This window comes from Streptomyces sp. SudanB52_2052 (assembly GCF_964272415.1).
Lineage (GTDB): Bacteria > Actinomycetota > Actinomycetes > Streptomycetales > Streptomycetaceae > Streptomyces > Streptomyces olindensis.
Map to the genome: position 1 here is coordinate 2,686,601 of NZ_OZ186796.1, position 12,428 is coordinate 2,699,028.

The 12,428-nt window shown below is 73.3% G+C and carries 10 protein-coding genes; 4 read left to right on the top strand and 6 right to left on the bottom strand.

Annotation, left to right across the window (positions count from 1 at the left end; all coding sequences use genetic code 11):
* Nucleotides 1-27 precede the first annotated feature (27 nt).
* The 4 genes from ACSUPV_RS11630 to ACSUPV_RS11645 all read right to left on the bottom strand — a co-directional run bounded on the left by ACSUPV_RS11630 (nucleotide 28) and on the right by ACSUPV_RS11645 (nucleotide 5,824).
* Nucleotides 28-222: an acyl-CoA carboxylase subunit epsilon gene (locus ACSUPV_RS11630; protein WP_031111558.1), complete on the bottom strand. Its 195-nt coding sequence runs from the start codon at nucleotides 220-222 to the stop codon at nucleotides 28-30.
* A 35-nt stretch (nucleotides 223-257) separates the two neighbouring features.
* Nucleotides 258-1,841, bottom strand: coding sequence for an acyl-CoA carboxylase subunit beta (locus ACSUPV_RS11635; protein ID WP_436947429.1), 1,584 nt, complete (start codon nucleotides 1,839-1,841; stop codon nucleotides 258-260).
* A gap of 154 nt (nucleotides 1,842-1,995) precedes the next feature.
* Nucleotides 1,996-4,374, bottom strand: coding sequence for a polysaccharide lyase 8 family protein (locus tag ACSUPV_RS11640; protein ID WP_436947430.1), 2,379 nt, complete (start codon nucleotides 4,372-4,374; stop codon nucleotides 1,996-1,998).
* A 592-nt stretch (nucleotides 4,375-4,966) separates the two neighbouring features.
* Nucleotides 4,967-5,824: an SDR family NAD(P)-dependent oxidoreductase gene (locus tag ACSUPV_RS11645; protein WP_031121486.1), complete on the bottom strand. Its 858-nt coding sequence runs from the start codon at nucleotides 5,822-5,824 to the stop codon at nucleotides 4,967-4,969.
* Nucleotides 5,825-6,154: 330 nt separating this feature from the next.
* Between ACSUPV_RS11645 and hpnR the strand changes: the two genes are divergently transcribed.
* A complete protein-coding gene (hpnR, locus tag ACSUPV_RS11650; protein WP_436949896.1) occupies nucleotides 6,155-7,654 on the top strand; it encodes a hopanoid C-3 methylase HpnR in 1,500 nt (499 codons plus the stop codon).
* A gap of 15 nt (nucleotides 7,655-7,669) precedes the next feature.
* The gene (locus tag ACSUPV_RS11655; protein ID WP_051649333.1) at nucleotides 7,670-8,563 is read left to right on the top strand and encodes a DMT family transporter; all 894 of its coding nucleotides are present in this window, start codon (nucleotides 7,670-7,672) and stop codon (nucleotides 8,561-8,563) included.
* Here ACSUPV_RS11655 and ACSUPV_RS11660 read toward each other — a convergent pair whose 3' ends face one another.
* Nucleotides 8,564-9,865, bottom strand: coding sequence for a glycosyltransferase (locus tag ACSUPV_RS11660; RefSeq protein WP_436947431.1), 1,302 nt, complete (start codon nucleotides 9,863-9,865; stop codon nucleotides 8,564-8,566).
* 137 nt (nucleotides 9,866-10,002) lie between these two features.
* Between ACSUPV_RS11660 and ACSUPV_RS11665 the strand changes: the two genes are divergently transcribed.
* Both ACSUPV_RS11665 and ACSUPV_RS11670 read left to right on the top strand, forming a co-directional pair.
* Nucleotides 10,003-10,608: a YceI family protein gene (locus ACSUPV_RS11665; RefSeq protein ID WP_436947432.1), complete on the top strand. Its 606-nt coding sequence runs from the start codon at nucleotides 10,003-10,005 to the stop codon at nucleotides 10,606-10,608.
* Between the two features lie 217 nt (nucleotides 10,609-10,825).
* Nucleotides 10,826-11,611 (top strand): S1 family peptidase, encoded by a 786-nt coding sequence (locus ACSUPV_RS11670; protein WP_037768715.1) that lies wholly within the window; start codon nucleotides 10,826-10,828, stop codon nucleotides 11,609-11,611.
* A 235-nt stretch (nucleotides 11,612-11,846) separates the two neighbouring features.
* Here ACSUPV_RS11670 and ACSUPV_RS11675 read toward each other — a convergent pair whose 3' ends face one another.
* Nucleotides 11,847-12,428 (bottom strand): YdeI/OmpD-associated family protein, encoded by a 582-nt coding sequence (locus tag ACSUPV_RS11675; protein WP_436947433.1) that lies wholly within the window; start codon nucleotides 12,426-12,428, stop codon nucleotides 11,847-11,849.

The window sequence follows — 12,428 nt, forward strand, 5'->3', positions numbered from 1 at the left end:
GAACGGGGCCGTCGGCAGGTGCTGGGCTCAGCGCCAGCTGTGCGGGGCCCTGAAGCCCGGCTCTCGTTCCAGGCGGCGCCAGCCGGCCTTCACGCGGCCGCGGTGGGACGGGGTCGGGTCCGTGGGGCGGGCGGCGGCGCGGGCCAGGAGGATCGCCGTGATGGCGGCGACTTCCTCGGGCTCGGCGTGGCCCTTCTCGACGCGGATATCAGGAATGTCCATGGGTGTCAGTCTCCGTGAGAGAGATGTCCGCCGCGTTACTGCGGAGGGTTGCCGTGCTTGCGGGAAGGCAGGTCGGCGTGCTTGGTCTGGAGCATGGCGAGGGACTTGATCAGGACCTCGCGGGTCTCGGCGGGGTCGATGACGTCGTCGACCAGGCCGCGTTCGGCCGCGTAATAGGGGTGCATGAGCTCGGACTTGTACTCCTTGACCATCTTCTGCCGCATCGCCTCGGGGTCCTCGGCCTCGGCGATCTGGCGGCGGAAGATGACGTTGGCCGCGCCCTCCGCACCCATGACGGCGATCTCGTTCGTCGGCCAGGCGTAGGTGAGGTCCGCACCGATGGACTGGCTGTCCATGACGATGTACGCACCTCCGTAGGCCTTGCGCAGGATCAGCGAGATCCTCGGCACGGTCGCGTTGCAGTAGGCGTACAGCAGCTTCGCGCCGTGGCGGATGATGCCACCGTGCTCCTGGTCGACGCCCGGGAGGAAGCCGGGGACGTCCAGAAGGGTGATGATCGGGATGTTGAAGGCGTCGCACATCTGGACGAAGCGGGCCGCCTTCTCCGAGGCCTCGATGTCCAGCACACCCGCCAGCACCTGCGGCTGGTTGGCGATGATGCCGACGACCTGACCGTCCATCCGGCCCAGCGCGCAGATGATGTTGCGGGCCCAGCGCTCGTGGACCTCCAGGTAGTCGCCGTCGTCGACGATCTCCTCGATGACCTTGGTCATGTCGTAGGGCCGGTTGCCGTCCGCCGGGACCAGGTCCAGCAGGACGTCCGAGCGGCGGTCGACCGGGTCGGAGGCCTCCGCGCGCGGCGGGTTCTCGCGGTTGTTCTGCGGGAGGAGCGAGAGCAGGTAGCGGACCTCCGCGATGCAGGTCTCCTCGTCGTCGTAGGCGAAGTGGCAGACCCCGCTCGTCTCGGCGTGGACGTCCGCGCCGCCCAGGCCGTTCTGCGTGATCTCCTCGCCGGTGACCGCCTTGACCACGTCCGGGCCGGTGATGAACATCTGCGAGGTCTCGCGGACCATGAACACGAAGTCCGTCAGGGCCGGGCTGTAGGCCGCGCCGCCCGCGCACGGGCCGAGCATCACCGAGATCTGCGGGATCACGCCCGAGGCCTTGGTGTTGCGCTGGAAGATGCCGCCGTAACCCGCGAGGGCGGAGACGCCCTCCTGGATGCGGGCCCCCGCACCGTCGTTCAGCGACACCAAGGGGGCACCGGCCGCGATGGCCATGTCCATGATCTTGTGGATCTTCGTGGCGTGGGCCTCGCCCAGCGCGCCGCCGAAGATGCGGAAGTCATGGGCGTAGACGAAGACCGTCCGGCCCTCCACCGTGCCCCAGCCGGTGAGCACACCGTCGGTGTACGGCTTCTTCGCCTCCAGGCCGAAGCCCGTGGCCCGGTGCCGGCGCAACTGCTCGACCTCCCGGAACGACCCGGGGTCCAGGAGCAGCTCGATGCGCTCCCGCGCGGTCAGCTTGCCCTTGGCGTGCTGCGCCTGGGTCGCCTTCTCGCTCGGGCCGGCCACCGCCTGCGCACGGATCTCGTGCAGTTCGGCCACGCGTCCACGCGCGTCGGTCGGCTCACCCGGCGCCTCATCCAAAACGGTCATGTAGCGACCTTACGAAGCCGACCAAGGATTCCGGGCCGTCGACTCCTCACAGTCTCCGGCGTGTTTTCCTGGTACCCCTGAACAGAACCATGGCGGGGTGCAGCCTTTTCGACTGTTCAGGGGGCGTTCGGCTTGTAGGGGTCGCACAAGGGCCTCAGCCGAGCGTCACCTCACATCGGTGGGTGGCGCAGGCCTTCCCCGGGGTGACGCGCAGGCGCAGCCGACGGCCGGTCGCGAGCACCTCGACCGTCTCGTCCGCGTGGACGACCCGGCGGACCGGGCGGTCCCAGGTGATCTCCAGCGGTTCGCCCGTGCGAGGCGGCTCGCTCACACAGAGGGTAACGGTGCGGCCCCGGCGGACGGCCAGCAGGCTCGCGCCGGCGGAGGCGGTGAAGGGGCCCGCCGTCCCGGGCTGCCAGAAGTTCGCGGCGGTGAGGCCGAGGGAGGGCACGGTGACCGCCTGGCGGGAGGCGTCGTTGGCGAGGACCGACAGCCAGGAGCGGTCGGCGGCGCGGCGCGCGAGCGCGCGGGGCGACGCGCCGGGCATCAGGACGTAGGCGTACGTGGCGTCCACCGGGTCGGTGCCGTGGTCGATCCACAGGGTCTGCCAGCGGCGGGTGCGGCGCTCCGGTGTGCTGCCGGTGTTGATGTCGGACCAGGCGCCGGTGCGGTCCTCGCGCAGGGCCTTCGGCGAGCCGTCGAGCATGACCCAGCCGCCGTGGTCCTCCAAGTGCGCCCAGTTCGGGCCCCGGACGAAGCGCTGGGTGCCGTTCTCGCCGAGGTTGCGGTTGTCGACGATCGTCTCGACGGGGACGCCGTCGGAGCAGGTGATCCCGGCGCCGAGGCAGATCACCGCGTCGGCGGCGCAGAACCAGGACTTGCGGGCCTGGAGGGTGGAGCCGAGGCCCTTGAGGTGCTGGCCGAGTGCCGCGTAGGTGCCGTCGGTGGTGCCGCCGACCCAGCGGGCGTCCGGGCGGGCCGTGCCCCACTCGCCGCCCTCCCGGTCGGCGAGCCGTCGGGTGGAGACGGTGGTGCCGGGCAGGCGGTACCAGTCGACGGTCGGCCAGTACCAGTCCGTGTACTGGTCGCTCACGCCCGCCCACCAGCCGACCATGCCGGCGCCGGTGTGCCAGCCGCGCGGGTTCTCGCCGTTGCCGCACTCGTAGTGGGCGATGCGGTCGCTGGCCATGGCGATGTTCACGGTGAAGCCGGGGCGGCGGTGGACGGCGCGGTCCATGGCGGCGAAGAGGTGGTGGCCGGTGGGCTCGGGCGCGGCCGGGACGGGCGAGGCGGCGATCGCGTGCAGCCGGGCGAGGTCGGCGACGTCGAACTGGGGTGCCATCAGCAGCGGTGTCACGGTGTCGCGTTCGATCCAGCCCTTGACGCGGGCGTGCCAGCGGTCGCGTTCCGCCGGGCTCGCCGCGGTCGCGAGGAGGGCAATGGCGGCGATGAGCTGCCCGCCGTGGAAGTGGTCGGAGCGCATGATCCCGCGGTCGTCGGAGGCGAGGTGACCGCGGCTGATGGCGCGGCCGTTGACGCTGTCCATGACCAGTCCGTCGTGGATGAGCGGGGCGTAGGCGCGTTCGACACTGTCGAGGATGATCTGCCGGTTCGGGTCGGTGACCTCCCATGCGGAACCGGCGAGCAGGGTGAGGAGCCGGCCGAGGCCGTCGAGCATGACCTGGCCGTAGGTGCCCGAGTAGGCCACCCAGGTGTGCTGGACGAAGGAGCCGTCGGCGTAGAGGCCGTCGCCGCGGGTGACGTACGGGAAGACCGGGGAGAGCGCGTCCCGGGCGAGCGTGATCTTGGCCGGGGCGCGGCCGAGGACGCCGCGCAGGGTGACGGAGCGGCACAGGTCGACGCGGTTGGCGCCGGTGGAGGTGCCGGAGTAGTCGCCGAGGGCCGTGTCGGGGACGAAGTGGTCGACGACGGCGCACGCGGCCTGGATCCGGTCGGTGCCCAGGTGGTCGTGGAGGGCGGCCGTGATGTCCAGGAGCAGGCGGGGGCTGCCGATCTGCCACTCCCACCAGTTGCCGTAGCGGTTGGTGCCGGGGTGGTAGACGGCGGCCGAGAGGTGGTCGAGGCCGCGCAGGACGGCGGCGAGGAGGCCTGGGTCGCCGGTCGAGCCGGTGCCCTGCTGGACGTAGGCCCGGGTCATGGTCCACAGGCGGCCGTAGCTGAGGGTGATGCCGGCCGGCGGGTCGAAGGGGTGGCCGGGCCAGAGGGAGTTCGCCGTGGGGGCCATGGTGGTGGAGAGGGCGCGGGCGAGTTCGCCGGTCTCGGCGAGCCGGGCGGCGTACGGCTGCGCGGTCGGGTCGTAGCCGGTGCCGAGGGCGATGTCGAGCCAGCGCGCCCGGAGGGCCTGGTACGGGTCGGGGGCGGCGTCGGCGGGAGCGCCGGCGACCCGGGCCGCGGGCGTCGCACCGCCGGTCGCCGCCAGGGCCGCGGCCGCCAGCAGCAGCGCGCGCCGGCTGGGGAGGGGCGCGGCGGCCCGGGTGGAGCGGCGGGGAAGGAAGCGACGCTGGGGAGTCATGCCCATGCCCTACCACGGGGAGACGGTCACCTGAACGGAGGATCCGGCCGCAGTGCCCCGGACGGCGGAGCGGGAGAATCCGGCCGCACGGGCCGGGGAGGCGGAACCGGAGACTCCGGCCGCACGGGCCGGACGGCGGAACCGGAGAACCCGGCCGCACGGACCCGGATCGTGGAACCGGAGACTCCGGTCACAGGGACCAGGGGCGTCGCACCGGAGACTCCGGCCACAGGGACCAGGGGCGTCGCACCGGAGACTCCGGCCGCACGGACCGGGATGACGGAACGGGAGAATCCGGCCGCAGCGACCCGGACGGTGGAACGGGAAGATGCGGCCACAGGGACCGGGGGGCGGAACCGGAGAATCCGGCCGCACGGACCGGACGGCGGAACCGGAGAACCCGGCCGCACGGACCCGGATCGTGGAACGGGAGACTCCGGCCGCAGGGACCAGGGGCGTCGCACCGGAGACTCCGCCCGCACGGACCGGGATGGCAGGACCGGAGATTCCGGCCGCAGCAACCCGGACGGCGGAACGCGGGCTTCCAGCCACAGGCACCCCGGCCGGCGGAACAGCCGGTGGTGAGGACGGGTCAGCCGAAGCGGTCGAGCAGGCGGCGGTACACCCCGGGCGTCAGGCCGCGGACCCGGCCGGGGAGGGTGAGCCAGGTGGGGACGTGGACCACGTCGCGCTCCTGGCGGACGGCCTCCCAGATCGCGCCGGCGACGCGGCCGGGCGATGTGGGACGGGGGTGGGAGCGGTCGTAGGGCCTGCCGCGGCGGGTGAAGAAGGCCGTGTCGACGGGGCCGGGCACGACGAGGGTCACGCCCACCCCCGTGCCGCGCAGTTCCTGGCGGAGCGCCTCGGCGAAGGCGGCCAGGCCGGCCTTGGCGGCGGAGTACACCGCTTCCTCGCGGACGCCCACGCTGCCCGCGATCGAGCCGAGGAGCACCACACGGCCCCGCCCGGCCGCGATCATGGAGGGTAGGACCTCGCGCACGAGGTGGAGCGTGGCGTTGAGGTCCAGGATCAGCACCCGGTCGATGTCGGTGTGCGGCATGGTGGCGAACGGGCCCGCCCAGCCGATGCCCGCCCCGGCCACCAGCACGTCGATCCGGCCGGTGGTGTGGAGCGCGGACCGGGCCAGCAGGCGGGGGCCGTCGGGGGCGGCGAGGTCGGCGGGCAGCACGACGGCCGAGGTGCCGGAGGCGGTCCGTTCCAGGCGGTGCCGGTCGCGTCCGCTGAGGAGCAGCTGCCAGCCGTCCATGGCGAAACGCCGTGCCGTGGCCGCCCCGATGCCGGAGGAGGCCCCGGTGACCAGGGCCACCCGCCGGTCCAGACGCGGTGGCGGCCCGTACGCGCGCACCCGGGCGGGGACGGGGGCCGTGGCGCGGCGCGGGGTGGCGCCCGCCGGTGGGTCGTGGGCCGAGCCGGAGCCGGTGAGTGTCACGAGTCGGTCTCCCTGCGCTGTGCGTCCGCCGTGGTCTCGTCTGTCTCCCTGCGGTCCCATGAAACGGAACCTCCTCTTCCAGGACACCGCCACCAGGGTGCGTCGCGCCAGTGCTGGGGCCGTTCCCGCGCACCGGGCTCACCCGGTCCGACGCGCCCCTGCCGTGGGCGCTCGGCCGGCCGGGCCGCCGCGTACCGGATCCGGCAGGACCACCCCTGCGGGCCGCGGGGTGCCGCCAGGCGGCGGTATGGGCGGTACGCGCCACGACCCGCTCGGGTTACGTAGGAGGCACCTTCCGTGTCCGGTACGGCTCCCCGTGGCGAGGTGACCATGCGTGTGCTGCTCGTCCACCCCAGTGCCCTGATGTACTCCGAGATCTTCCTGCGGCTGGAGCCGCTGGGGCTCGAACGGGTCGCCGGCGCCGCCCGCGAGGCGGGCCACGAGGTGCGGGTCGTGGACCTCCAGGTGCTGAGCCGCCGCCGGCTGCGTGGGGAGGTGCGCTCCTTCCGGCCGGAGGCCCTCGGCATCTCCCTGAACTACCTGGCGAACATCCCGGAGGCCATCGAGCTGGCCGCGGAGGTGAAGCGGGCCGTGCCGGGCTGTTTCGTGTTCCTGGGCGGGCACAGCGTCTCCTTCGTCGCCGAGGAGGTGCTGGAGCAGGCCGAGGGCGCGGTGGACGCGGTGGTGCGCGGCGAGGGCGAACCGGCGGTGGCGCCCCTGCTGGAGGCGGTCCGCAACGGGGGCGTGGAGGGTGTGCCCGGGATCGTCACGGCGGCCGGGCGGGGACCGGCGCCGCTGATGCTGCACGGCATCGACGCGCCGCTGCCCGCGCGGGACCTGATGCGGAGCCGCCGGCGCTACTTCATCGGCGAGCTGGACCCGTGCGCGTCCATCGAGTTCACCCGCGGGTGCCCCTGGGACTGCTCGTTCTGCTCGGCGTGGACGTTCTACGGCCGCAGCTACCGCAAGGCCTCGCCCGAGGCGGCGGCCGAGGACCTGGCCGGCATCCGGGAGCCGAACGTCTTCATCGTCGACGACGTGGCCTTCATCCGGCCCGAGCACGGGGACGCCATCGCCGTGGAGGTGGAGCGGCGCGGCATCCGCAAGCGCTACTACCTGGAGACCCGCAGCGATGTGCTGCTGCGCCACCCCGAGGTCTTCGAACGGTGGGCCCGGCTGGGGCTGAAGTACATGTTCCTCGGGATGGAGGCGATCGACGCGGAGGGCCTGGACCTGTACCGCAAGCGCGTCAGCCCCGACGAGAACTTCCGCGCCCTGGAGCAGGCCCGCCGGCTCGGCATCAAGGTCGCCATCAACCTCATCGTCGATCCGGCCTGGGACGAGGAACGCTTCCGGGTGGTACGGGAGTTCGCGCTGGCGGTGCCGGAGATCGTGCACCTCACGGTGATGACGCCGTACCCGGGCACGGAGATCTGGCACACCGAGTCGCGGCGCCTGACCACCCGCGACTACCGGCTCTTCGACATCCAGCACGCGGTCGTGCCCACCACGCTCCCCCTGGAGCGCTTCTACGAGGAACTGGTGCGTACCCAGGCCGTCATCAACCGCAAGCACCTGGGGCTGCGCACCGCCGTCGGCGCGGCGCGCGTCCTCGGCCGCAACCTGCTGCACGGGCAGACGAACTTCGCGCGCATGCTGTGGAAGTTCAACCAGGTCTACAACCCGCGCCGGCAGTTCGCCGACCACGGCATGCCGGTGCGTTACGAGCTGCCGCTGCCGCAGCACCTCGACGTCGGCGACCGGCGGAAGCTGTACGTCCACACCCGGCGCGCGACGCAGGGCGCGCCGTCCCGCCGGACCACCGACTGACTGCCCGACCCCGGCATGCCGATCGCGGTCCTGGCCTCCCTCGCCGCCGGTGTCTGCTTCGCCGTGGCCGGTGTGCTCCAGCAGTGGGCGGCGGGCGGGCGCCCGGACGCGGAGGCGCTGTCGCCGCGCCTGCTGACCCAGCTGGCCCGGGACCGGGTGTGGCTGGGCGGCATCGGGCTGGCCGTGCTGGCCTACGGTTTCCAGTCGCTGGCGCTGGCGTACGGGCCGCTCAGTCTGGTGCAGCCGCTGATCGTGGCCGAACTGGTCTTCGCCGTGCCGCTGTCGGCGCGGCTGCACCGGATGCGGCTGGGGCCCCGCGAGTGGTTCGGCACGCTGGCGGTGGCGGCCGGCCTGGTGCTGGCGCTGGTCTCGGCCCGGCCGCGCGGGGGCCGGCCGGACGCGGCGGACCTGGTGTCCTGGCTGCTGGTGCTGGGCGCGACCGTCGCGCTCGTGGTCTGCGCCCTGGCGACGGCACGTCTGCTCTCGGGTCCGTGGCGGGCCTCGGCGACGGCCCTGGCGGCCGGGGCGGTCATGGGCACGCAGTCCGTGTTGCTCGCGGCGACGGTGGACCGCCTGCGCCACGGCCTGCTCGCGGCGCTCTCGGCCTGGCAGACCTACGCCCTCGTGCTGGCCAGCGTCGGCGGTCTGCTGCTGATCCAGAGCGCCTTCCAGCAGGGGCCGCTGGCGTCGAGCATGACGGTCCTGGACGCGATGGAGCCGGTGGTCGCCGTGACCGTGGGCACGGCGGTCTTCGGCGAGACGATCCACACGGGCTGGCCGGTGTCGGCGGTGACGGCGGCGGGTCTGGTGCTGGTGGGAGCGGGCATCGTGAGCCTGGACTCGTCACCGGTGATCGCGGCGTTGCGGGGGCGGGGGCCGCGGAGGGGCGGTGAGGGGCCGAGCGGCTGATCAGGCCGCTCGGGGGTGTGCGCGGTCCCGGGACGGCGGTCGGGCGAGCCAGACGGGGAGGAGGTCCTCGGCCAGGACCCGGTCCCAGGTGGGGTGGGTGCCGCGGGCGGTGGCCGCCGCGCGCTGCCGTACCGCCGCCAGCAGGGGCGGGTGGTCGAGGAGCCCTGCCAGCGCGTCCGCCCAGGCCGCCGGAGTGTCGTGGCGTACGACGATGCCGTCGCGGCCCGGCGCCAGGAGCCACTCGGTGGTGCGCGCGCCCTCGGGCAGCACGACCGCCAGGCCGCTCGCCATCGCCTCGGCGACGACGTTGCCGCAGGTCTCCGTGCGCGACGGGAACGCGAAGACGTCGCAGCCGGCGTACACCTGCGCCAGCCGGTCCTGCGGGAGGGTGCCGAGGAGGCTGACGTCGGCACCGAGGGCCTGCCGGACGGGCCCCGCCTCCGCGCCGGAGCCGGCCATGACGAGGTGCACGGCCCGGCCCCGCTCCCGCAGCAGCCGCACGCTCCCGGTCAGCAGCGGCACGCCCTTGGAGGCGTCCAGCCGCCCCGCGAACAGCACCAGCGGACGGTCGGCCGGCAGGCCGTACTCCCGGACGAGCCGGGCCCGGGCGGCGGGGTCGGGGCGGAAGCGCTCGTGGTCGACGCCCCGGCGGAGCAGGGCGACCCGGTGCGGCCCGAGGACGCGGCCGAGTTCCGCGCGTCCCGCGGGGGTGGGTACCAGCACCCGTTCGCAGCTGTCCAGCAGCCGGTCCCGCCGCCGGCGCAGCCAGGTCTCGGCCCGGTCCGCGAGGAACGCGCCCGGCCCCGGGTGGTCGCCGGGCAGCCACCGGCCGGCCAGGTAGCGGGCGTAGACCGAGGCGAGCAGCGGGACGTCGGTGTGCACGGAGGCGATCAGCCGGGGTGCCGGCCCGGGCGTGCGGGCGGCGCGCCGGGCGAGGCGCACGGCGGTGGTGGCGTAGGCGAAGCTGTGCGTGACGTGCCAGACGTCGTGGCGCGGCAGCAGGGTCGCGAGCCGCGGGTGGTAGGGGGCGAGGTCGGTGACGTCCTCCGAGCCGTCGGCCGACATCAGCGCGGCCGTGCCGAGCACCGGGCGGAGCATGACGAGGCGCACCCGGGGCGAGAGGACCTCGACGTGTTCCCGGTCGCCGAGGAAGTAGACGGTCAGGTCGAGGCCGGAGCGGGAGCCGTCGGGCAGGTGCTCCGGCAGGCGGGCGGCGCTCTCCGCGAGACGCTCCCAGCACTTCACATGGCCGCCCGACGTGCCGCTCCGCACCAGCTCGACCAGGACCGCGACCGAGGACATGATCACTGGGTACCACTCGGGCCGCGGATCCAATCAGGACACCCCGCCCGATGATGTTGAACCTTGAACGGAATAGGTCTACGGTGAGGCGCGTTGAGTAGTTCAACATTCAACATCAGCCGCAGGAGGCGTACTCCATGAGCATCTTCAGCCGCACCGACACCGAGACCGCCGCCGCCACGGGTGCCGCCGTGACCCCGGACCTCGCCGCCCTGACCGGCGACTACACGATCGACCCCGCGCACTCGACGATCGGCTTCGTCGCCCGGCACGCCATGGTGACCAACGTCAAGGGCAGCTTCCAGGACTTCACCGGCACGCTCCACCTCGACGGCACCGACCCCTCACGGTCCACGGCCTCCCTCGACGTCGTGATGGACAGCATCGAGACGGGCAACGCCGACCGCGACGGACACCTCAAGAGCGCGGACTTCTTCAAGGCGGACGAGTTCCTGACCATGACGTTCCGCTCCACGAAGGCGGAGGCCCTCGGCGGCGACGACTACCGCATCACCGGCGATCTGACGATCCTCGGCACGACCCGCCCCCTGACCATCACCCTGGAGTTCAACGGCGCCGCGAAGGACCCCTTCGGCAACGAGCGCGTCGGCTTCGAGGGCAAGGCGGAGATCCTGCGCTCCGAGTGGGGCCTGACCTGGAACGCCGCCCTGGAGACCGGCGGTGTCCTGGTCTCCGACAAGATCAAGCTGAACTTCGACATCTCGGCGATCAGGAACGCGTGAACCGCGGCGGCCACGCCGTACGGCCGGGTGCCTACGGCGTGGCCGAATCGCGCCCCTTGTGCGAGAACTGTCGGCGTTCCCATAATCCAGCAGCACAATTTTGACCAGTCCATGCCAGCACATGGACGTTTCTTTTGCCCTTGCTGCTGTCATGCTCTCGTCAATCTGATGCTTCGGTTGCACGTCCCCAGGTCAACCCCCCACGAAAGGCATCACGTTGAAGAGACTTCTCACGGCCCTCAAGAGATGCGCGGTCCTCGGCGCCGCCGCCCTCGCGATCGCCAGTCTCCAGCCCGTCTCCGCCGCGCATGCCGCCCCGTCGCCCGTCGTCGGCGGGACCCGTGCCGCGCAGGGCGAGTTCCCGTTCATGGTCCGGCTCTCCATGGGCTGCGGCGGCGCGCTCTACACCCAGCAGATCGTGCTCACGGCCGCGCACTGCGTGGGCAGCTCCGGCAACAACACGAGCATCACCGCCACCGCGGGGGTCGTCGACCTCCAGTCCACCAGCGGCCGGGTCCAGGTCCGCTCCACCAAGGTGCTGCGCGCCCCCGGCTACAACGGCACCGGCAAGGACTGGGCGCTCATCAAGCTCGCCCAGCCCATCAACCTGCCGACCCTGAAGATCGCCACGAACGCGCAGTACAACACCGGCGACTTCACCGTCGCGGGCTGGGGCGCGAACCGCGAGGGCGGCTCCCAGCAGCGCTACCTGCTGAAGGCGACCGTGCCGTTCGTCAGCGACGCCGCCTGCAAGGCCTACGGCGGTCTGTACAGCGGCCTCGTCGCGAACGAGGAGATCTGCGCCGGCTTCGACGCGGGCGGTGTCGACACCTGCCAGGGCGACTCCGGCGGCCCCATGTTCCGCAAGGACAACGCCGGTGCCTGGATCCAGGTCGGCATCGTCAGCTGGGGTGAGGGCTGCGCCCGGCCCGAGGCCCCCGGCGTCTACACGGAGGTCTCGACCTTCGCCTCCGCCATCGCCTCGGCGGCGTCCACGCTCTGACCCGCCCCCGGACGACCCACGGGCCCGGCGCCGTTCGGCGCCGGGCCCGCCCCGTGCCGGGTCATGGGCTCCCGCTCCGGGCACCGGCTCCCGCCGGGTCACGGGCTCCAACTCCGGGGCACGGGCCCCCGCCCCGGGCCATGGACTCCCGCCGCGTCACGCGCTCCCGCTCCGAGTCACGAGCTCCCGCTCCAGACCCACGGGCCCCCGCTCCGGGCCACGGAGTCCCGCCGCCTCAGGCGCCCGGCCGCCCGGACTCCAGCCTCCGGATCGCCGTCGCCACCTGAGCCGCGCGGCCGCGCGCGGTCCTGGCGCGGAGCACGCCGAGCATCACGAGGTACCGGTCCGTCCGGCCGAACGCCTCGAAGGCCGCGGCAGCGCGCGGGCTCCGGTCCAGCGCTGCCGCCAGGTCCCCGGGAACCTCGGCCTCCCGCTGGGACTCGTACGCCGCCGCCCAGCGCCCGTCCGCCCGCGCGGCCGCCACCTCCGCGAGCCCGCCGGGCCGCATCCGCCCGGCCGCGGTCAGTTCCTCGACCCGCCGGACGTTGACCAGGGACCAGAGGCTGCCGGGTCGCCGCGGGGTGATCCGCTGGAGGTACCAGGACCGGTCGAGCCCCTTGCGCTGCCCGGTGATCCACCCGTGGCACAGCGCCACGTCGTTGACGTCGGCGGCGCTGACGGAGGGGATGCCGGAGCCCTTCTTCGCGACCTCGACCCAGAGGCCGGTGTGCCGGGCGGCGTGCGCGGTCAGCCAGGCGTCCAGGGCTGCCGCGGAGGCGAAGGGAAGGACGGGGTCGGTGCCGTCGGAGGCGGTCAT

What these genes read in the sequence shown, in the direction of transcription:
- ACSUPV_RS11630 (WP_031111558.1), bottom strand. Translation starts at nt 222, where the DNA reads ATGGACATTCCTGATATCCGCGTCGAGAAGGGCCACGCCGAGCCCGAG.
- ACSUPV_RS11635 (WP_436947429.1), bottom strand. Translation starts at nt 1,841, where the DNA reads ATGACCGTTTTGGATGAGGCGCCGGGTGAGCCGACCGACGCGCGTGGA.
- ACSUPV_RS11640 (WP_436947430.1), bottom strand. Translation starts at nt 4,374, where the DNA reads ATGACTCCCCAGCGTCGCTTCCTTCCCCGCCGCTCCACCCGGGCCGCC.
- hpnR (WP_436949896.1), top strand. Translation starts at nt 6,155, where the DNA reads ATGCGTGTGCTGCTCGTCCACCCCAGTGCCCTGATGTACTCCGAGATC.
- ACSUPV_RS11655 (WP_051649333.1), top strand. Translation starts at nt 7,670, where the DNA reads ATGCCGATCGCGGTCCTGGCCTCCCTCGCCGCCGGTGTCTGCTTCGCC.
- ACSUPV_RS11660 (WP_436947431.1), bottom strand. Translation starts at nt 9,865, where the DNA reads ATGTCCTCGGTCGCGGTCCTGGTCGAGCTGGTGCGGAGCGGCACGTCG.
- ACSUPV_RS11665 (WP_436947432.1), top strand. Translation starts at nt 10,003, where the DNA reads ATGAGCATCTTCAGCCGCACCGACACCGAGACCGCCGCCGCCACGGGT.
- ACSUPV_RS11675 (WP_436947433.1), bottom strand. Translation starts at nt 12,428, where the DNA reads ATGACCGCCTCCGACGGCACCGACCCCGTCCTTCCCTTCGCCTCCGCG.